At 74.9% G+C, this 20,766-nt stretch carries 15 protein-coding genes; 9 read left to right on the forward strand and 6 right to left on the reverse strand.

Annotated features, from left to right (window positions below):
• The first annotated feature begins 85 nt into the window (after positions 1 to 85).
• The 4 genes from GJV82_RS02870 to GJV82_RS02885 all read left to right on the forward strand — a co-directional run bounded on the left by GJV82_RS02870 (position 86) and on the right by GJV82_RS02885 (position 6,442).
• Complete coding sequence (locus GJV82_RS02870; RefSeq protein WP_318657212.1) at positions 86 to 1,273, forward strand: N-acetylglucosamine kinase; 1,188 nt, start codon at positions 86 to 88, stop codon at positions 1,271 to 1,273.
• On the forward strand, positions 1,274 to 2,161 hold the full coding sequence (locus GJV82_RS02875; protein ID WP_155098175.1) for a MurR/RpiR family transcriptional regulator: 888 nt from the start codon (positions 1,274 to 1,276) through the stop codon (positions 2,159 to 2,161).
• Positions 2,158 to 5,112, forward strand: a complete 2,955-nt coding sequence (locus GJV82_RS02880; protein ID WP_318657213.1) for an FAD-binding and (Fe-S)-binding domain-containing protein — start codon at positions 2,158 to 2,160, stop codon at positions 5,110 to 5,112. Before GJV82_RS02875 ends, GJV82_RS02880 begins: the two co-directional genes overlap by 4 nt.
• A 340-nt stretch (positions 5,113 to 5,452) precedes the next feature.
• Positions 5,453 to 6,442, forward strand: a complete 990-nt coding sequence (locus GJV82_RS02885; protein WP_024840961.1) for a sugar phosphate isomerase/epimerase family protein — start codon at positions 5,453 to 5,455, stop codon at positions 6,440 to 6,442.
• A gap of 58 nt (positions 6,443 to 6,500) precedes the next feature.
• Here GJV82_RS02885 and GJV82_RS02890 read toward each other — a convergent pair whose 3' ends face one another.
• From GJV82_RS02890 to GJV82_RS02900, 3 genes are read right to left on the reverse strand one after another with little or no spacing between them, the layout of a single operon-like run.
• Positions 6,501 to 7,325: an alpha/beta hydrolase gene (locus GJV82_RS02890; protein ID WP_155098176.1), complete on the reverse strand. Its 825-nt coding sequence runs from the start codon at positions 7,323 to 7,325 to the stop codon at positions 6,501 to 6,503.
• Between the two features lie 4 nt (positions 7,326 to 7,329).
• Positions 7,330 to 8,643, reverse strand: coding sequence for an MFS transporter (locus GJV82_RS02895; RefSeq protein WP_143314320.1), 1,314 nt, complete (start codon positions 8,641 to 8,643; stop codon positions 7,330 to 7,332).
• A 57-nt stretch (positions 8,644 to 8,700) separates the two neighbouring features.
• Positions 8,701 to 9,648 (reverse strand): PhzF family phenazine biosynthesis protein, encoded by a 948-nt coding sequence (locus tag GJV82_RS02900; RefSeq protein ID WP_155098177.1) that lies wholly within the window; start codon positions 9,646 to 9,648, stop codon positions 8,701 to 8,703.
• Positions 9,649 to 9,836: 188 nt separating this feature from the next.
• On the opposite strand from GJV82_RS02900, the gene GJV82_RS02905 reads away from it, so the two are divergent.
• Positions 9,837 to 13,160 (forward strand): family 16 glycoside hydrolase, encoded by a 3,324-nt coding sequence (locus tag GJV82_RS02905; RefSeq protein ID WP_155098178.1) that lies wholly within the window; start codon positions 9,837 to 9,839, stop codon positions 13,158 to 13,160.
• A gap of 242 nt (positions 13,161 to 13,402) precedes the next feature.
• Positions 13,403 to 15,709, forward strand: a complete 2,307-nt coding sequence (locus GJV82_RS02910) for an MMPL family transporter (protein ID WP_155098179.1) — start codon at positions 13,403 to 13,405, stop codon at positions 15,707 to 15,709.
• Between the two features lie 33 nt (positions 15,710 to 15,742).
• Here the strand turns inward: GJV82_RS02910 and GJV82_RS02915 are convergent, their stop codons facing one another.
• The gene (locus GJV82_RS02915) at positions 15,743 to 16,249 is read right to left on the reverse strand and encodes an FBP domain-containing protein (RefSeq protein WP_024840967.1); all 507 of its coding nucleotides are present in this window, start codon (positions 16,247 to 16,249) and stop codon (positions 15,743 to 15,745) included.
• Positions 16,250 to 16,830: 581 nt separating this feature from the next.
• Here GJV82_RS02915 and atpC point away from each other — a divergent pair.
• Complete coding sequence (gene atpC / locus GJV82_RS02920; protein WP_196217169.1) at positions 16,831 to 17,151, forward strand: ATP synthase F1 subunit epsilon; 321 nt, start codon at positions 16,831 to 16,833, stop codon at positions 17,149 to 17,151.
• Between the two features lie 4 nt (positions 17,152 to 17,155).
• On the opposite strand, the gene GJV82_RS02925 is transcribed toward atpC, so the two are convergent.
• Positions 17,156 to 17,551, reverse strand: coding sequence for a VOC family protein (locus GJV82_RS02925; protein WP_155098181.1), 396 nt, complete (start codon positions 17,549 to 17,551; stop codon positions 17,156 to 17,158).
• 111 nt (positions 17,552 to 17,662) lie between these two features.
• Between GJV82_RS02925 and GJV82_RS02930 the strand changes: the two genes are divergently transcribed.
• Both GJV82_RS02930 and GJV82_RS02935 read left to right on the forward strand, forming a co-directional pair.
• A complete protein-coding gene (locus tag GJV82_RS02930) occupies positions 17,663 to 17,911 on the forward strand; it encodes a DUF2630 family protein (protein ID WP_024840970.1) in 249 nt (82 codons plus the stop codon).
• Between the two features lie 52 nt (positions 17,912 to 17,963).
• A complete protein-coding gene (locus GJV82_RS02935) occupies positions 17,964 to 18,215 on the forward strand; it encodes a hypothetical protein (protein WP_024840971.1) in 252 nt (83 codons plus the stop codon).
• Positions 18,216 to 18,277: 62 nt separating this feature from the next.
• On the opposite strand, the gene metE is transcribed toward GJV82_RS02935, so the two are convergent.
• Positions 18,278 to 20,761 (reverse strand): 5-methyltetrahydropteroyltriglutamate--homocysteine S-methyltransferase, encoded by a 2,484-nt coding sequence (metE, locus tag GJV82_RS02940; RefSeq protein ID WP_155098182.1) that lies wholly within the window; start codon positions 20,759 to 20,761, stop codon positions 18,278 to 18,280.
• Positions 20,762 to 20,766 lie beyond the last annotated feature (5 nt).

The following is a 20,766-nucleotide window of genomic DNA, read 5'->3' on the forward strand; positions in this document are numbered from 1 at the left end:
TGGGGCGAACCGGACGGTCCCGGACGCTTGGCAAGAATCTCCACCCTTGACCACTAGCGTGAAACTTTGTGCCAGACTGTCCCTCGTGAGCAGGAGCACGCCCGACGGCGCGTGGGTCGTCGGGCTCGACGTCGGTGGCTCGGGGAGCCGCCTCGCTGCACGACGCCCCGGAGCCCCCTCGTCGTCCGTGGCCGCACCCGACGTCACCCTCACCGGCCGACCCGTCGCCATCGGTCCCGCGGGGAGCGACGCGGTCGACGTGGTCCGCGACCTCCTCGCCCGGTTCCGCGCGCACGTCCCGTCCCTCGACGCCGACGGCGTCGCCGCGGCCGCCGTCGGGGCCACGGGCCTCGCCTCGCTCGTCCGCGACCCCGCCGAGCTCCACGCCGTCCTCCGCGCGGCCCTCCCCCCGTCCGCCGAGAACGGGGTTGGTGCCGTGATGGGGCCCATGACGACACCAACCCCGTTCTCGATGCCGCGCGACCCCATGCTCGACGTGCGGCCGGGCAGCGGGCCGCCGACGGCGGTCGCGGCCGACGCGCTCACCGCGCACCTCGGCGCGCTGGGCGGGCGGCCGGGGGCGGTCGTCGCGGTCGGGACGGGTGCGATCGCGCTCGGCACGGACCTGCGCGACGTGTGGCACCGCGTCGACGGGTGGGGGCACCTGCTCGGCGACCTCGGCTCGGGCTCGTGGATCGGCGCGCAGGGGCTGCGCGCGGCGGTCGCCGCGCACGACGGCCGCGACAAGGGCGGCTCGACGGCGCTGCTCGCCGCCGCGACGGAGCGCTTCGGCCCCGTGCCGACGTGGCCGGGCCGGCTCTACACGCGTGCCGACCGTGCCCAGGTGCTCGCCTCCTTCACGCCCGACGTCGCCGCTGCCGCGCACGACGGCGACGCCGTGGCCCGCCAGGTCCTCGCCGGCGCGGGCACGCACCTCGCGACGACGCTCGCGGCCGCCCTGGTCGACGGCGTCCCGCCGCTCGCCGCGGCGACGGGCGGCGTGCTCGCGATCGGGCCGCTGCTCACGGGCGCGTTCCGGGCGCGCCTCGGGGTGCTGCGGCCCGCCGTCGAGCTCGTGGACGCCGCCGGGACGCCGCTCGACGGCGCCCTGCACCTCGCCGCGCGGCTCGCGACCGAGCCGGGGGCCGTCGTCGGGCACGCCCCGTGGCTCACGCTCGGCACCCCGCACGCCCCGCCGACAGACCCGCCCGACCCGACCGACCGCGCGCCGGACCCGGCGCCCGCCGACCCGCACCCCACCGAGGAGGACTGAATGGCCGCCGACGGTCTCGTCCGCATCCGTCAGTCGCTGCCGAACCTGCGACCCGCCGAGGCGCGCATCGCCGAGGCCGTGCTCGCCGACCCGGCGGCCGTCGTCGGGAAGACGATCACCGAGCTCGCGACGCTCGTCGGGACGTCGCAGGCGACGGTCGTCCGGTTCTGCCGCGCGGTCGGGTACGCGGGCTACCCCGAGTTCCGGATCGACCTCGCGCAGGCGACGAGCCGGCGCGCCGTGGAGCAGGAGCGCGCGAACGTCGCGCACGGCGAGATCGACCCGGAGGACACGCTCCAGGACGTCGTCACGAAGATCGCGTTCCACGAGGCCCGCACGATCGAGGAGACGGCGCGCATGCTCGACCTCGACGCGCTGGAGCAGGTCGCGGAGGCGGTCGCGCAGGCGACGCGCATCGACCTGTTCGGCGTCGGGTCGAGCGGGCTCACGGCGCAGGACCTCGCGCAGAAGCTCCAGCGCATCGGCCTCGTGTGCTTCGCGTCGCCCGACCCGCACGTCCAGCTCCAGTCCGCCGCGCTGCTCGGCCCCGGCGCGGTCGCCGTCGGCGTCTCGCACAGCGGCCTCACGGTCGAGACGAACGACGCCCTGCGGATCGCGCGCGAGCGCGGCGCCACGACGGTCGCCGTGACGAACTTCCCGGAGTCCCCGCTCGTCGCGCACGCCGACGTGGTGCTCACGACGACGGCGCGCGAGACCCAGTTCCGGTCCGGCGCGCTGTCGAGCCGCATCGCGCAGCTCGCGCTCGTCGACTTCCTGTTCGTGCGCGTCGCCCAGCGCCTGTTCGACCGCACGACGGCGAACCTGCGCGCGACGTACGAGGCCGTGCAGCCGCACCGCCTCGGCTACGACCGTCGGTCGCGCCCGTGACACGGGGTCGTGCGCGAGGGGCCGCGGGCCCCGGGTTCGAGCTGCGCACGGACCTGCTGACGCGCGTCGCGCAGGCCCACGACGCGTCGCACTACCTGCTGCGGCCGGAGGTCGTGGTGCGCGCGCACGACCGCGACGGCGTCGTCGCCGCGATGCGCGAGGCGACGCGTCGCGGGCTGCCGGTGACGTTCCGCTCGGGCGGCACGAGCCTGTCCGGTCAGGCGTCGGGCGGCGGGGTGCTCGTGGACACGCGCACGCGCTTCACACGCGTCGAGGTGCTCGACGGCGGCGACCGCGTCCGGTGCGAGCCGGGCGCGACGCTGCGGCTCGTCAACGCGCACCTGCTGCGGCACGGGCGCCGGCTCGGGCCCGACCCGGCGAGCGAGATCGCGTGCACGATCGGCGGGGTCGTGGCGAACAACTCGTCGGGCATGTCGTCGGGCACCGCGCGCACGGCGTACCGGACGGTCGAGGCGATGACGGTCGTGCTCGCGAGCGGGACGGTCGTCGACACGGGTGCGCCCGACGCCGACGCGCGCCTGCGCGCGGCCGAGCCCGCGCTGCACCGCGGGCTCGCGGAGCTGCGCGACCGAGTGCGGGGCAGCGCGGCGATGCGTGCGGAGGTCGAGCGCCAGTTCTCGATGAAGAACACGATGGGCTACTCGGTCAACGCGTTCGTCGACCACGACGAGCCGGTGAAGATCCTCGAGCACCTGATCGTCGGCAGCGAGGGGACGCTCGGCTGGGTCGCGGACGTGACGTTCCGGACGGTGCCGCTGCTCGCGCACGCCGCGACGACCCTCCTCGTGCTCGACTCGCTGGAGCACGCGACGGACGCGCTCGTGCCGCTCGTCGCGTCGGGCGCGGAGGCGATCGAGTTGCTCGACGCGGCGTCTCTGCGCGTCGCCGCGGCCGACCCGGCTGCGGACCCCTCGATGCGGTCGCTGGCCTCCGGGGCGGGCATCCAGCACCAGACCGCGCTCCTCGTCGAGTACCGCGCCGCGACCCCCGACGGTCTCGCACCCTTCCAGGAGGCGGCGCGCGACGTCGTCGGCTCGCTCGCCGGGTCCCTCGCCGTGCCCGCGACCGTGACGACCGACGCCGCGACGCGCGAGCGGCTGTGGCGCGTGCGCAAGGGCCTGTACACGGCCGTCGCGGGCGCGCGGCCCCCGGGCAGCACCGCGCTGCTCGAGGACGTGGCCGTGCCCGTCGCGGACCTCACCGCGACCGTGCGCGACCTCGGCGCGCTCTTCGAGCGCCGGGGCTACGGCGGCGCCGTGACGTTCGGGCACGCGAAGGACGGCAACCTGCACTTCATGATCACGCCACGCCTCGGCGACCGCGCCGAGCTCGACCGGTACGCCGCGTTCAGCGACGACCTCGTGGACCTCGTGCTCGGCCATGGCGGCACGCTCAAGGCCGAGCACGGCACGGGCCGCATCATGGCGCCGTTCGTCCGGCGGCAGTTCGGCGACGAGCTCTACGCCGTCATGCGCGAGGTCAAGGGCCTGTTCGACCCGGCGGGCCTGCTCAACCCCGGCGTGCTCATCACCGACGACGACCACGAGCACCTGCGGCACCTCAAGGTCGAGTCGTCCGCGGGCGGCGACGACGCGCCGCTCGTGGACCGGTGCGTCGAGTGCGGGTACTGCGAGCCGGGCTGCCCGTCGCGGACGGTCACCACGACCCCGCGCCAGCGCATCGCGCTGCTCAAGGAGATGGCCGCCGCGCCGCCCGCCGAGCGGCGCGAGCTCGAGCGGCAGTACGCCTACCAGGGCGTCCAGACGTGCGCCGCGGACTCGCTGTGCGTCCAGGCGTGCCCCGTGGGGATCGACACGGGCGTCGTCATGAAGGGCCACCGCGCGCGCTCGCAGCCGCGCGTCGTGCAGCGCGGGGGAGTGGCCGCCGCCGAGCGCTGGGGGTCCGTCGTCACGGGCCTGCGGGGCGCGCTCGGCGTGGTCGAGGCGCTCCCGACGCCGCTCGTCCGCGTCGCGTCCGAGGTCGCGCGCGGGGTCGTCGGGGCGGACGTCGTGCCGCGCGTCGACGCCGACCTGCCCGGCCCGGGGCCGCGCCGCGGGACCACGGGCGTCGTGCCCGACGACGGCGACGCCGACGCGCGCGCGGTGCTGTTCGCGTCGTGCACGGGCGAGCTCTTCGCGCCCGCGGACGGCGGACTCCCGGCGGGCGCGGGCGGTGGCGACGGCGCGAGCCGCCCGGTCGGGGCCGAGGCGGCGTTCCGGGCGCTGTGCGAGCGCGCGGGCGTCGGGCTCGTGGTTCCCGACAAGATCGGCGGGCTGTGCTGCGGCACCCCGTGGTCGTCCAAGGGCCTGCCCGACGGCGCGGCGGCCATGGCCCGCAAGGTCGTGGACGCGCTGTGGGTCGCCACGCGCGAGGGCGCGCTGCCCGTCGTGAGCGACGCGTCGAGCTGCACGCACGGGCTCGCCGAGACGGCGCGCCACCTCACGGGGACGGACCCGCGCGACGAGCGGGCGCGCGAGCGCTTCGCCCGGCTGCGCGTCGTCGACGCCGTGACGTTCGTGCGCACCGACGTGCTGCCGGCGCTCGCGGCGCGGGGGGTCGACGTCGCGAGGGCCGGGGACGTGGTCGTGCACCCCACGTGCGCGACGGTGCACCTGGGCGCCGTGGACGACCTGCGGGCCGTGGCCGAGGCGGTCGCGGACCGCGCGACCGTGCCCGCCGCGTGGGGGTGCTGCGGGTTCGCGGGCGACCGCGGCATGCTGCACCCCGAGCTCACCGCGGGCGCGACGCGCGCCGAGGCGGACGAGGTCGCGGCGCGCGCGGCCACGCTCCCGGGCGGCGCGTTCGACGCGCACGTGTCGAGCAACCGCACGTGCGAGATGGGCATGACGCGCGCGACCGGCCAGGACTACGTGCACGTCCTGGAGCTGCTCGAGGCCGCGACCCGGACGACCTCCGCGTCGCCGCGGTGACGTCGCGCCGACGACCTTCCGACTTTTGATTGACACGCGACAAAAGCCTCGTAGGATGACGACCGGGTGGTAGGTGAGAACCACCCGAGACACCGTGGGACGCGTTCCCCTCGCACGAGGACGTGCGAGAGGACCCCGCTCGACGACGAGACGAGGAGGAGCCGACGCCGGGCGCCGTTCGAGGCCCGAACCAGGACAGACGAGGACGCAGGGGGCGCCCGCGGCCCCGACGACGGGGTCACGGGGGCGGCGAGCGCTGGGTGTCGCCGACTCGCTGCCGACTGCACCACCGCGGCGCGGCTCACCGGAGCCGTCCCGCCCATCCCTCGAAGGAGAGACGATGAGCAAGTCCACCATGACGCGTCGGAGCCTGATCCGGGCGCTCGCGACGTCGACCGTGGCCGTGGGCCTCGGAGCCGCCGTCGCGCCGACGGCCTCGGCCGCACCGAACCCGAACGCGGCCGCCGCCGCCGGGAGCAGCAACGGCAACGGCCGGCTCCTGCCCCCGAACAAGATCGGCATCCAGCTCTACTCGATCCGCGACAAGGTCTCGAGCCTCGGGTTCCGGGCCGTCTTCGAGGAGCTCGCCGACATCGGCTACTCCGAGATCGAGTTCGCCGGGTACACGCAGGGCCAGGTCGGGCCGATCACCCCCGAGGAGATCCGCCAGCTCCTCGACGACAACGGGCTCAAGGCCGTGGGCTCGCACGTGAGCCTCACCGCGCTGCGCAACGACCTCCCGCGCCAGCTCGAGATTGCGAACATCCTCGGCATGCCGCACGTGGGCACCGCGAACGCCCCGTCGAACATCAACACCGTCGCGGGCTACCGCGCCGCCGCGGACGAGTTCAACGCGTGGGGCGCCCAGGCGAAGGCCGCGGGCCTCAAGCTCTACCAGCACAACCACGCGGGCGAGTTCGCGTTCGCCACCGACCAGCCGAACGTGCGTCTGTACGACGTGTTCTTCGAGAACACGGACCCGGACACGGTGTTCCTCGAGATGGACGTGTACTGGGCCTTCGTGGGCCAGCACCTCTACCCGGGCTTCGAGCCGATCGACTACGTGCGCGAGAACCCGCACCGGTTCCCGCTCCTGCACCTCAAGGACGGGGCGCGCAACGCGGCGAACCCGAACGGGTTCGACATCATCGAGTTCGACGCCGGCGACCTCCCGTACCGCGAGTTCCTGCGCGCCACCAAGGCCCGCGGCACCCGCTACGGCATCTGGGAGCAGGACAACGCCGCCACGACCGCGGTCCCGCCGAACCCGCTCGACTCGTTCGGCAACGCGCGCCGCAGCTACACGGCGATGTTCGGCCTGCGCGGCTGAGCCGTCCCGGCCGGGGCCCCGTCCGCACCCGCGGGCGGGGCCCTCGTGCGTCCGGGGCCTACGGTCGGGGCGCTCGCGTGTCCGCGGCCGCGGAGTCGCGCACGAACGCACGCAGGCGCGCGAGCACCGCGGGCGCGTCGTCGCCGCCGAGGAAGCCGTGGCTCGCTCCCGGCAGCTCGAGGAGCTCGCACCGGACGCCGTCGCGGGCGCAGGCCTCGGCGAGGGCGCGCGCCTCGGGGAGCAGGGCGTCCTGGTCGCCGACGGCGAGGAACGTCGGCGGAAGAGCCGAGGCGTCGAGGTCGAACCGCGGCGCGTCCGCGAGGTCCTCGACCCGCGTCCACGCGCGGAACGACGCCGCGGAGAGCGCGAGATCGGGGCCGCCGGGCCGGGCCGCGTCGAACGAGCCGAGCGTGAGGTCGAGGTTGGGGTTCGTCAGCGCGAGCCACGCCGGGGCGAGCGGCGTGCCGTGGGCGCGTCGTGCGGCGGCGACCGCGACGGTCCCGCCCGCGGAGTCCCCGACCAGCGCGAGGCGGCCCACGCCCTCGGCGGCGAGGAGCGCGAGCGCGGTGAGCGCGTCCTCGGCGGACTCGGCGAGCGACGCCTCCGGCGCGAGCCGGTAGTCGACCGCCACGACGGGTGCCGTCAGCGCGGTCGCGAGGCGTCGGCACGGGCCGTCCTGGAGCTCCAGGTCCCCGAGCAGCCCGTACCCGCCGTGCAGGAACACGACGGCCGTGCCGGCGTCCGACGCCTCGGGCACGTAGCGCCGCAGCCCGACGCCGTCCCGCGCCTCGTCGTGCACGGTCCCCGCGAACGGGAGCCGGGGGCGGCGCAGCGCCCGCTCGTGCGCGTCGCGGCGCAGCCGTGCGACCTGGGCGTCGTCCACGCGTCTATCCTCGCGCCCGGACCGCTGCGGCGGCAGGGGTCGGGCGCGGCAGCGGGCGCACCTGGCCCGCGACCGCGAGCGACAGGACCGTCGCGGCGCAGATGACGAGGAGCGCGTGGCGGGCGCCCACGCCGTCGACGAGCAGCCCGAGCAGCGGCGGCGCGGTGAGCATCGCGACGGTGGAGAACGACGTCGCGACGGCCACGCGCGGCGCCGCGTGGGCGGGGTCGTCGGAGGCCGCGGCGATCGCGACGGGGTTCGCGAGGGCGGCGCCGCACCCCCACAGCACGATGCCGGCCCAGGCGAGGGGCAGCGTGGGGGCGAGGCCGAACACGAGGAGCCCCACGAGCGCGGACGCGCCCGACGCGCGCAGCACCGCGACGCGGCCGAACCGGTCGATGAGGCCGGTCCCGGCGAACCGGAACACCGTCATCGCGCCGACGAACGTCCCGTAGGCGACGGCGCCGAGCGCCTCGCGCACGTCGAACCCGTCGACGACCGCGATGGAGAGCCAGTTGCCCGCCGACCCCTCGGACAGCGACGACGCGAGGAGCACGAGGCCGATGAGCAGCGTCCGCGGCTCGCGCCACGCGGCGAGCGCCGCGCGGAACCCGGCACCGCGCCGCGGCGCGACCACGGGCACGTCGTCGTCGGTCGCGTCCGCGGTGGCCGGTGCGTCCGCGCGGGCGGCCGCGGCCCGCTCGGGGGCGAGGGCGGTCGCGGGCGCGATGAGCAGGGCGCGCACGGCGGTGACGACGAGCGTCACCACGACGACCTGCACGGCGATGCCGACGTGCGCCCAGGAGAACGCGGCCGCGACGAGCGCCCCGCACGCCGCGCCGATCGAGAACGCGGCGTGGAAGTGGGGGAGGATCGCGCGCCCCACGTGCTGCTCGACGGACGCCGCGCAGATGTTGATGGGCACGTTGGTCAGCGCGCCGCACATCCCGTTGAGGAACGCCCCGACGGCGAAGACCCCCACGCTTCCCGTCGCCGTGCCGAGCGCGACGAGCCCGAACCCGACGACGTTGGCCGTCGTCGCGACCACGAGCGTCGTGCGGCTGCCGAACCGTGCGACGACCGCGCCCGTGGCGACCACCGCGGTGAGCGTCCCGACGCCGCCGACGACGAGCAGCGCGCCGAGCTGGCCGGAGCTCAGCCCGAGCGCCTCGCGGACGGACGGGAGCCGGCTCATCCACGAGGTGCCGATGACGCCGAACAGCGCGAACTGCACCATGAGCGCCCAGCGGGCGCGCACGAGGACCGCACCCGGCGTCAGGGCAGGGTCGGGCGCGGAAACCGATGGGTTTGTTGACACTTGCCGCAGTCTACGGATGCGCGCCCCTGCGGCGCCGCCGGATTCCGCGGCCGCCGGTCAGAGACGGACGGTCCCCGCGACGCACGTCACGCTCGCGCCGCCGACCCAGACCGTGCCGGCGTCGTCGCGCGTGACGTGCACGCGGCCGGCGCGTCCGAGGGCGGCTCCCTGCGCGGCGACGTACTGCTCCGGGAGGCGCCCGTCACGGCCGAGCCACTGGCCGACGACGGCGTTGAGGCTGCCCGTGACCGGGTCCTCGGGGATGCCCATGCCGAGCGCGAACCCGCGCACCTCGACCGCCGCGCCGTCCGGGCCGCCGTCGTCGCCGTAGAGGCCGGCCACGCCGACGGACAGGTCCGGGCGCTCGGCGCGCAGCCGGGACCAGTCGGGCGCGAGCCGGGCGACGCGCTCCGCGGAGTCGAGCAGCACGACGCGCCACCCCGGCCCGTTGTCGAGCACGCGGTGGTCGAGCACCGCGTCCTCCGGGACGCCGAGGGCTGCGACGACCGCCGCGAGCTCGTCCGCGGGCAGCGGCTCGTCCGACAGCAGCGCCGGCGCGGCGAACGCGAGCCGGGACGGCCGGTCGGAGCCGGCGCCGGCGCCCGGGTCGGTCCCGGCGCCTTCGCGCCGGATCGTCACGAGGCCGACGCCGCACTCCTGCACGACGACGTCGCGCGCCCGCGCCTGGCCGCCCGCCTCGAGCCACGCGTGGCACGAGCCGAGCGTCGGGTGGCCGGCGAAGGGCAGCTCGCCGCCGGGGGTGAAGATCCGCAGCCGGTAGTCGGCGCCGCCGGCAGCGCCCTCGGGGCTGGGTGGGAGCAGGAAGGTCGTCTCGGAGAGGTTGGTCCAGCGCGCGAACGCGGCCATCTGCTCGTCCGTCAGGCCCTCGCCGTCGAGCACGACGGCGACCGGGTTGCCGCGCGTGGGCACGTCCGTGAACACGTCGACCTGCGCGAACGGCCGGGACGCGGTGCGGTCGGCGATGTCGCCGTGGCGTGCGCTCATGGGCCGAGCGTACGACGGCGGCTCTGGCTCCACTTTTGCCGACCAGGCGACGGAAGTTGTAGACATGCCGATGAAACGCGGGCTAGATTGTCCACCGTTGTCATCGACGGGGACGGCAGGGTGCGGCGAGGGGGGGCGGCTAGGGCTACGCTCCGTCGAACTCGATGTGTTACCGAGAAGGAGCAACGATGCTCGAACGCACCAGCCTGCCGGCGTCCCGCCGGATCAGGTACCGACGCGGCGCGGCCGCCCTGACCCTCGGCGCGGTCGTCGTCGCGGGCTGGGCCGTCCCCGCCGCGGCCGATCTTCCGGAGCAGGAGCCCGGCGTCACGCTGCGGACCTTCCAGCTCGCGCAGGACCCCGGAGCGGTCTGCACCCTGAAGTCCGGCCAGACCCCGAACGTCGACAAGCTCATGCCGACCATCGACTGGTCGACGGCCGAGCAGTTCGGCGCGGAGGACAACTTCATCTCGCAGGTGAGCGCCAACCTGCACGTCCCCGCCGACGGCCAGTACCAGTTCCGCGTGACCAACGACGACGGCGCGCTCGTCTACATCGACGGCCAGCTCGTCCTCGAGAACGACGGGCCCAACGACTCGACCTCCGTCGAGGGCAGCGTCGCGCTCACCGCGGGCGTGCACGACCTGCGGGTCGACTACTACGAGGGTGGCTACAACCAGCGCCTCACGCTCGCGTGGAAGACGCCGGGCAGCTCCACCTTCCAGGTGATCCCGACCTCGGCGCTCAGCACCGAGGCCGGCGTCGTGCGCGTGACCGCGCCCGGCTACAAGTACTGCGAGGGCGCGACCGACACCGCGGGCGACGGCCTGCGCCTCGACTCGGTCAACCCCAACTACGAGCTCGTGAACCTGCGCCCCGAGGGCTTCGAGCCCAAGGTCTCGGGTCTCGCGTTCACCCCGGACGACCAGCTCGCCGTCGTGACGACGGGCGAGGTCAGCTCCGGTGGCTGGCGCCCCGACCCGGTGTCCGGCGAGGTCTACTTCCTCGACGGCGTGCTCGACGCGCAGGGCCCCGAGGACGTCACGGCGACGCTCGTCGCGGACGAGCTGCTCAACCCCATGGGCATCGAGGTCGTCGAGGACTCGATCTTCGTCTCGGAGCGGTACCAGCTCACGCAGCTCACCGACCCCGACGGCGACGGCTTCTACGACCAGCACACGAAGATCGCGGAGTGGCCCGACGGCGGCAACTTCCACGAGTTCGCGTTCGGCCTGATCCACGACGAGGACTACTTCTACGTCAACCTCTCCGTGGCCATCGACAACGGCGGCGCGACGACCAACCCGCAGCCCGCGGCCAACCGCGGCACGTCGATCAAGATCGACCGCGAGACGGGTGAGGTCACGTACGTCGCGGGCGGCCTGCGCACGCCGAACGGCATCGGCTTCGGACCCGAGGGCGGGATCTTCGCGACCGACAACCAGGGCGCGTGGCTGCCGGCCAACAAGCTCATCCACATCCAGCCGGACCGGTTCTACAACCACTACACGAACCCGGCCGGGCCGTTCGACGCGAACCCCGTCTCCCCGCCGGCCGTGTGGCTCCCGCAGAACGAGATCGCCAACTCCCCGGGCAACCCGATCCTCGTGCAGGACGGCGAGTTCGCGGGGCAGATGCTCCTCGGCGACGTCACCTACGGCGGCATCCAGCGCGCCTTCCTCGAGAAGGTCGACGGCGAGTTCCAGGGTGCGGTCTTCCGCCACACCGCGGGCCTCGAGGTCGGCGTGAACCGCGTCATCTACGGTCCCGACGGCGCGCTGTACGCCGGCGGCACCGGTGAGGGCGGCAACTGGGGCGAGTCCGGCAAGCTCCGGTACGGCCTCCAGAAGCTCGTCCCCGTCAACGAGGACTCCTTCGACATCAAGGAGATGCGCGTCGTCGAGGGCGGCTTCGAGATCGAGTACACCGACCCCGTCTCGGACGAGGTCGTGGACAAGCTCGCCGAGGCCTACCAGGTCAAGCAGTGGCGCTACGTGCCCACGCAGCAGTACGGCGGGCCCAAGGTCGACGAGCAGCCGCTGTACGTCTCCGACGCCCAGGTCTCCGAGGACCGCACGACCGTCACGCTGACGATCGACGGCCTCAAGCCGGGTCACGTGGTGTACGTCCGCTCGCCGCGCCCGTTCGCCTCCGCGAGCGGTGCCGAGCTCCTCAGCACCGAGGCCTGGTACACGCTCAACTCGCTCCCGGGCTACGTCGCGCCGACCGAGCGCGGCTGGTACGAGGCCGAGCTCGCGCAGCCCCTCGGCGGGTCGAGCATCGCGTCCGACCACAGCAACTACTCCGGCTCGGGCTTCGCGGCCGGCATGACGAACGTCGGCTCCGGCCGCACGTTCACGGTCACCGTCCCGGAGGCGGGCACCTACCCGGTGCACGTGCGCTACGCGAACGGCATCCACCCGTACAACGAGCTGCGCGCCAAGAACGTGTCGCTGCACGTCAACGGCCAGGACCTCGGGCAGTGGAGCTTCCCGACGACCGGGAGCTGGAAGGACTGGGGCGTGCAGACGCGCGACCTCGAGCTCCAGGCCGGCGCGAACAGCATCACGCTCGTGTACGAGAACGGCGACGAGGGCAACATCAACATCGACGTGCTCTCCGTCGGCGACACCGCCGACATCTGCTCGCCGGGCGACGTCGAGGACGGCTACACCGCCCTCTTCGACGGCACCCTCCAGAGCCTGCAGGACGGCTGGCGCATGGCCGGTCCGGGTGGCTTCGGCCGCCAGGACGACTGCTCCATCCGCGGCGAGGGCGGCATGGGCCTGCTCTGGTACGACGAGGAGCTCGGCGACAGCTACAGCCTCAAGCTGGACTGGAAGCTCGTGAAGGACGACAACGGCGGCGTGTTCGTCGGGTTCCCGCACCCGGGCGACGACCCGTGGGTGGCCGTCAACCAGGGCTACGAGATCCAGATCGACGCGACCGACGCCGACGACCGCACCACCGGCGCCATCTACACGTTCCAGGGCGCCGACCTGGAGGCCGTCGCGGGCGCGCTGAACCCGGTCGGCCAGTGGAACGCGTACGACATCCGCGTCGAGGGCGACCGCATCCGCGTCTACCTCAACGACGTGCTCGTCAACGACTTCACGAGCACCGACCCGGCACGGCTGGTCAACAGCTTCGTCGGCATCCAGAACCACGGCGGCGGCGAGATGGTCAGCTACCGCAACATCCGGTTCAAGGCGCTGACGGACGAGCCGGTCGAGGAGCTCGCGATCTCGACGACCGTCCAGACCCGCTGCCTCGCGGGCAAGGTGTACGTCGCGGTCCGCGCCACGAACGACGACACGGTGCCGGCGGACGTCACGCTCACGACGCCGTTCGGGACGAAGACGGTGACCGGCGTCGAGCCGGGTGCCTCGGCGTACCAGTCGTTCGCGACGCGTGCGACCTCGGTCGAGGCGGGCTCCGCGCAGGTGTCCGCGTCGGGCGACGGGCGGACGTTCGAGACGGACGCCGCGTACGACGCCGTGAGCTGCGGCTGACCGGCCCGTCCCGGGGCGGGTGGCTAAGCCGCCCGCCCCGGGACGCACCACGGGGGACGTGAAGGGCGGGGGCGGCGGCACGAGCCGCCCCCGCCCGACGCGTCCGCAGACCCTTTTCAGCACCCGGCGACGCGAGGCCGGAGCGTGGTCCGACGGCGCTCCGACCTCGCGTAGGGTGCTCACCTCACGTCGGCGCCCGGCGCGCCATCGACCCACCGACGTTCTCGACGAGGAGGACAGCCATGGCGCTCGGACGCCTGCTCCACCGCACCGGCCGGCTCGCCGCGCGCCGTCGCGCCGTCGTCCTCGCGGTCTGGGCGGTCCTCCTCGTCGTGGGCGCCGTGCTCGGCGGCGCCGTCTTCGACCGGACGAGCGACATCGAGCCCGCACCCGCCGGGAGCGAGTCCGCGCTCGCGGCCGAGCGGCTCGACGCGCTCGCTCCCGAGGGCGAGACCGTCGTCGCCGTGCTCTCCGGGCGCGACTACTTCTCCACCGACCTCGTCGCCCAGGCGAGCGAGGTCCTCCACGGCGTCCGCTCGACGCCCGGCGTCGTCGACGTCTTCGACGCCTACACCGGCGGCGGCCTCATCGCCGACGACGGTCGGGGCTCGCTCGTCGTCGTCGAGCTGGACCCGGCGCTGTCCGACGACGACGCGCTCGCCCTCGCGCACGACGTCGCCGACTCGCTGCGCACCATCGACACGCCCGAGGTCCTCGTGGGCGGCCCGCTGCTCGCCGAGGAGGCGTTCGTCGAGCAGGCGATCACCGACGCCGCGATCGGGGAGGGCGTGGCCGTCGTGGTCCTGCTCGTCCTCCTCGTCGTCGTGCTCGGCGGCCTGCGCGCGGGCCTCGTGCCCCTCCTCACCGCCCTCGCGGCGATCGCCGTCGCGCTGCTCGTGCTCAGCGGACTGCTCGGGATCGTCCCCGTCAACGAGTTCGCCGTGAACGTCGTGACGCTCCTCGGTCTCGGCCTCACGGTCGACTACAGCCTCCTCGTGCTCGCGCGCTTCCGCGAGGAGCGCGTTGCGGCCCCCGACGTCGCGACCGACGAGCTCGTCGGCCGCACGCTCGCCACCGCCGGCCGGGCCGTCCTCGCGTCCGGCCTCGCCGTCGCGATCGCCCTCACCGGACTGCTCCTGCTCGGCGACCCCCTCCTGTCCGGCATGGCCGTCGGCGGCGCCGTCGTCGTGCTCGTCGCGACCGCCGCCGGGCTCACACTCGTGCCCGCGCTCGTCGCCACGTGGCACCGCGCCATCCCCGCGCCCGGCGCCCGCACCTGGTCGCACCCGTGGACCGGCCGTGGCGGCGCCGGGACCCTCGGCCGCCTCGCCCGCACCGCCCAGCGCCACGCCGTGCTCGTCACGCTCGGCGCCACCGCGCTCCTCCTCGCGCTCGCCGCCCCGCTCGGGTCGCTCACGCTCGGCAGCTCCGAGGTCCACTCGCTGCCCGCCGACGCCGAGGCGCGCCTCGCCGCCGACGCCTCCACGACCCGCTTCGCCGACCTCGGCGTCGCGCCCGTGACCGTGCTCGTCGACGCACCGCTCGACGACGACGTCGCCACCTACCTCGACCAGGTGTCCACCCTGCTCGGCGTCGACGACGCCCTCCAGGACACCGGCTACCCGCCCGAGGTCACCGTCGTCGACCTCACGCCCGACGTCGGCCCCGGCGGAGACGCGACCGCCCAGAAGGCGCAGGACCTCGTCCGCGCGGTGCGCGCCGTCGACACCGACCTCGACGTCCGCGTCGCCGGACCCGCCGCCGAGGTCGTCGACACGCAGGCGCACCTCGCGCAGCGCCTCCCGGTCGCCGCCGGCGTCGTCGTCCTCGCGACCTTCCTCCTGCTGTTCCTGCTCACCGGCTCCCTCGTCGTGCCGCTCAAGGCGCTCGTGCTCAACCTGCTCACGCTCGCCGCGACGCTCGGCGTGCTCGTCTCCGTGTTCCAGCACGGCGTCGGTGCCTCGCTCCTCGGGTTCGAGCCGTGGGGCGCCCTCGACGTCACGACACCCCTGCTCATCGGCATGCTCGTGTTCGGCCTGTCCACCGACTACGAGGTGTTCCTCCTCGCGCGCACGGCCGAGGAGTGGCGCGCGCGCACGCCCGGCGAGGATCCTCGCGCCGCGAACGACCGGGCCGTGCTCCGCGGCATCACCGCGTCCGGCCCCGTCGTCACGACGGCCGCCGTCGCCATCGGCATCGTGTTCCTCGGCTTCGCGGCGGGCGAGCTCGTCGCGATGAAGGAGGTCGGCGTCGGGATGGCCGTCGCCGTGCTGCTCGACGTCACCGTGGTGCGCGGGCTCCTGCTCCCCGCGACGATGACGCTCCTCGGGCGCTGGAACTGGTGGCCGTCGTGGCGGGGCGGTGTGTCGGGCCGGGCGGCGTCTGCGCCTAGCGGGGGGCCCGACCGGGCGACGGCTGCGCGGGGGCGGGGCGGGTCTACCCTCCGCCGCTCGTCCCTCGCGGCTCCCGCCAGACCCGCCACGACCCGCCCCGCCCCCGCTCCGCCGTCGCCCTCGGCGTCCGGGTCGCCCTCCGCTCCGCCGAGGTAGAGCCCTGGTGGGCCGAGGTAGAGCCGTGGTGCGTCAGACGTCGCGCAGGACCTCGGTGACGAAGCGCGCGGAGCGCTCGCGGAGGCCGTCGACGCGGAGCTCGACGAACAGCTCGCGCATGGACTCGTCGTCGCCCATCTCGGTGCGCGTGGGGGCGCGGCGCACGTTCTGCGAGCAGAGGAACTCGGTGCAGATGAGCGTGCCGACGGTGTTGCCGCGGCGGCCGGCGGCGCCCGCGCGTCGCGCGACGTAGAGGCTGACGTCGTCGGTCACGACGACGTCCTCGCACCACGCGCACACGGCGCGCTTGCGCATGCCGCCCGTCTTGGCGTCGGTCGAGCGCAGCAGGACGCCGCGCGGCTCGCCGTCGACCTCGACCACGGCGTACGCGAGCAGCGGCGCCTTGCGGTCGCGCCACCCGAGGTAGTCGAGGCGGTCCCAGTCGAGCGCGTCGAGGTCGGGGAGGGTCGCCTGCGCGGCCTCGCGCTTGGAGGCGTTGACGAAGGACGCGCGGATCTGCTTCTCGGTCAGGGGGTTCATGGGTTCACGGCTTCCGTGTCGGTACGGGTCCCGCCCCGGTCCGGTGGCGCCGCGGCGCTCGGCCGGGCGCACGACGGCGAGAGGCCGCCGGGCGCGCGAGGGCGCCGCCGGAGGGGCGGGGATGACGGCGTGCCCGCAGCCGTCGGAGCCGAGACGGTGAGCGTTCCGGTGGTCGCCGCGCACGAGGGCGGCGACGCGCCCGGGTGTGCGGACGCCTGGTCGGCGTCGGGTGCTGGTCTCAGCGGGTGACGGTGCGGGAGGGGAGGGTGCCCGAGCAGGCCGTCATGGCCACCTCGCAGCCTGCGGTGCCGTGCATCCGCGTCTCCTCGTCCCGTGCGGCGCGCCGTCCGGCGCGAACCTGAACCGTGGTCGTGCCGTCCGGCACGACGGACGGCTGCCCTCGGCAACCGTCACTCTCGATGGTGCGCCTCCCGGGCGGCCCGCGTCAACGTGTTTGGCGCCGCGCCGCGCCCCGCCGGATGACCTTCGGCCCCGCGCGGGTGACGAACGCCCAGGTCGCGCGCAGGGTCGACGTGGCCAGACTCGGAGGCTCCGAGCCCCTGCCACCCGGAGGACCTTCCGTGCCCGTCGTGCCCGCGCAGCCGTCCGAGACTGTCGCCGCCCCGGGGGGCGAGCGCCTGGTGTCCGTGGAGGTGGTGGTGCCGTCCGGCGTCTTCTGGGCGGGCGACGCCCGCAGCGTGACCGTGCCGTCGGTGCAGGGCACGCTCGGGATCCTCGCGCGCCACGAGCCGGTCGCCGCGTCGCTCGCGGCCGGGCGCGTGCGGCTGCGGACGCCCGACCGTCCGACGGCCGAGCTGCGCATCGGCGGCGGGTTCGTCGTCGTCGACCACGACGCGGTGACGATCCTCGCCGACGACGCGACCTGGGTCCCCGCCCGGTAACCCGCTACGCGGGCGCGGTCGTCCCGAGCTGCACGACGACGACGCGGTGCCCGTCGGGGTCGTTGACGTGCGCGTAGCGGTCGCCGGACTCGGGGTCGGTGTCGGGGCCGACGAACGGCGTCACCCCGGCGGCGGCGAGCCGGTCGAGGGTCGCGTCGAGGTCGTCGACGTAGAGCACGAGGTTCGGGAGCCCGTGCCGCACGAGCGGGGTGCCGCCCTCAGGGAGCGGGACGAGCCACAGGCCCGGTTCGTCGACCCGTCCGGGACCGACGTGGAGGAGCGGGAACCCGTCCGTCTCGCCCCGGAACAGCGTGCCGAACCCGAACCCGTCGGCCCAGAACGCGGCGCTCGCGTCGAGGTCGCGGCAGAGCAGGACGGTCCGGCCGATCGTCGTCGTCATGGCCCGAGCCTAGGGCGTCGCCGCCGCGCGCCGGCGACCCCCGAGCGCGGGTCCACGGAACCGCGCCCGACCGCCCGGGCGGACGTGCGCCGTCGGGCATACCGTGGACGCATGGCGACGGACGACGGCATCCGCAGGACGATCAGCGACCTCGTGGCCCAGGAGCGCGAGCTGCGCGAGCAGCTCGCGAAGGGCGAGATCAGCGGGGGGAAGGAGCACGAGCGGCTCCGCGCGATCGAGGTCGAGCTCGACCAGTGCTGGGACCTGCTGCGGCAGCGCGACGCGGCGCGCGAGTTCGGGAGCGACCCGGATGCGGCGACCGTCCGAGACCCCGGTACGGTGGAGAACTACCTGGAGTGATCGCCGCGCGCGTCGACCCCGGGCCTCGTACCGACCTCAGAAGGAGAACGACATGACCACGACCAGCGAGCAGGCGGCCGAGAGCCCCCTCCCCACCGGGACGGAGGGCCGCGACATCCCCGGTCACGCGGGAGCGCTCGCGCGGTTCGTCGTCGCGTTCGCCCTGTTCGTCGGGGGTCTGGTCCTGATGGGGTCCGGCATGTCCGGGGTCGACGGCGGCGTGTGGCTCTTCGTCGGCGGCCTCCTCGCCGCGACGCTCGCATTCGCCCTCCCGATGGCGGGCACGGGCACGACCGAGCGCTGACGCACCACGGCCGAGGCCGGGCTCCCCGCGGGGAGCCCGGCCTCGGCCGCGTTCCGGGACGCTCAGCCGAGCGTGGCCCGCACCGCCTTCGCCGCGGCGACGAGGTGCTCCAGCGACGGCACGGTCTCCTCGTAGCGGCGGGTCTTGAGCCCGCAGTCGGGGTTGACCCACACGAGCGCGGGGTCGATCGACGTCACCGCGAGCCCCAGCAGCTCGGTGACCTCCTCGGTCGAGGGCACGCGCGGGCTGTGGATGTCGTAGACGCCCGGCCCGATGCCGCGCGCGTACCCGGCGTCGCGCAGCTCGGGCACGATCTCCATGCGCGAGCGCGCGGCCTCGACGGACGTCACGTCCGCGTCGAGGCCGTCGATCGCGCCGATGACCTCGCCGAACTCCGAGTAGCACAGGTGCGTGTGGACCTGCGTCGCCGCGGCCACGCCCGACGTCGCGAGCCGGAACGCGCGCACCGACCAGTCGAGGTACGCGGGCTGGTCCGCGCGGCGCAGCGGCAGGAGCTCGCGCAGCGCGGGCTCGTCGACCTGCACGACCTCGATGCCCGCGGCCTCCAGGTCCGCGATCTCGTCGCGCAGCGCCAGGCCCACCTGGTTCGCGGTGTCGGCGAGCGGCTGGTCGTCGCGCACGAACGACCACGCGAGGATCGTCACCGGGCCGGTGAGCATGCCCTTGACCGGCTTCTCGGTGAGGGACGCCGTGTACGCGGACCACTCGACCGTGATCGGCGCGGGCCGCGTGACGTCGCCCCACAGGATCGGCGGCCGCACGCAGCGCGACCCGTACGACTGCACCCAGCCGTTCGCCGTGACCGCGAACCCGTCGAGGTGCTCCGCGAAGTACTGCACCATGTCGTTGCGCTCGGGCTCGCCGTGCACGAGCACGTCGAGTCCCAGGTCCTCCTGGAGCGCGACGACGCGCGCGATCTCCTCGCGCATCGCGGTCGTGTAGTCCGCGTCGGAGAGCTCGCCCTTCGTCCACAGCGCGCGGGCGCGGCGGATCTCGGGCGTCTGCGGGAACGAGCCGATCGTCGTCGTCGGCAGCGGCGGCAGGTTCAGGCGCTCGGCCTGCGCGGCCGCGCGCTCGGCGTGGTCGCCGCGCGCGAAGTCCGCGTCCGTCAGCGCGGCCGCACGCTCGCGCACCGCGGGCACGACGACGCCGCTCGCCTCCGCGCGCGACGCCACGGCCGCGCGGGACGCCTCGATCTGGTCCGCGACGGCCTCACGACCCTCGGTCAGCGCGCGGGCGAGCGTCGCGACCTCGCCGACCTTCTGGTCCGCGAACGCGAGCCAGTCGCGCAGGCGCGGGTCGAGCGTCGTGCCCGACGCCGTGCCGGGCTCGGCGAAGGTCTCGTCCTCGACGTCGTGCGGCACGTGCAGCAGCGAGGTCGACGTGCCGACGGCGACGGCGCCCGCCCCGAGGCCGCGCGCGGCATCGAGCACCTCGAGCCTCGCGGCGAGGTCGGCACGCCACACGTTGTGCCCGTCGATCACGCCGACGACGAGCGTCTTCGACACGAGGTCGTCGTACGGCGAGTCCGGAAGGCCCGCACGGACGGCGTCGATCGCGATCGCCTCGACGTCCGTGCCCGCGAGGGTCGCCAGGAAGTCGACGGTCGCGCCGTCGGCGTCCGGCGACGTCTCCAGCCCGCCGAACGGCGTCGCGACGAGGATCGCGGGCCGCGCGTCCTGCGCCGAACCCGGGGTCGCGGCGGGGCTCGCGGACGGGTCCGGTGAGGACCCCGGGTCCGGCACGGGGCGGAGGTCGGTCGCGAGCGCGCGGTACGCGGACTCCACCGCGGCGGCGAGGTCGGTGAACGGCACGTCGACCGAGTCGGTGACGAGGATCGGCTCGTCGAGCTGGACCCACGGCGCCCCCGCGGCGGCGAGCGCGCGCAGCAGGTCGGCGTAGGCGGCGACGACGTCGTCGAGGCGGTCGAGCGGCGAGTAGCCGGCGGGTGCGTCGTCGGCGGCCTTGGACAGCGCGAGGAACGTCACCGGCCCGACGACGACGGGCCGCGTCACGACGCCCGCCTCCTTCGCCTCGACGAACTCGCGCACGACGCGGTCGTCGACGAACCGGATCGGGGTGTCCGGGCCGATCTCGGGCACGAGGTAGTGGTAGTTCGTGTCGAACCACTTGGTCATCTCGAGCGGGGCGTCGTCCCCCTGGCCGCGTGCCACGGTGAAGTAGCCCGCGAGGTCGAGGCGGCCGTCGGCGTCGGCGAGGTGGGCGAACCGCGACGGGACCGCCCCGAGGGCCGCGGCGACGTCGAGCACCTGGTCGTAGTAGGAGAACGAGCCGGGGACGGACGCGTCGTCGGCGCCGAGGCCGAGGTCGACGAGCCGGCGCACGGTCGCGAGCCGCAGCTCGCGGGCCGTGGCCTCGAGCTCGTCGGCCGACGTCGTGCCGGCCCAGAACGCCTCGACGGCCCTCTTGAGCTCGCGGCGGCGCCCGATGCGGGGGTAGCCGAGCACGGTGCCGGCGGGGAAGCCGACCTGAATCTGGGTAGGGGAGGGTAGGGAAGTGGCCATGATCG

It is taken from the genome of Cellulosimicrobium composti (genome assembly GCF_009711085.1).
GTDB lineage: Bacteria > Actinomycetota > Actinomycetes > Actinomycetales > Cellulomonadaceae > Cellulosimicrobium > Cellulosimicrobium composti.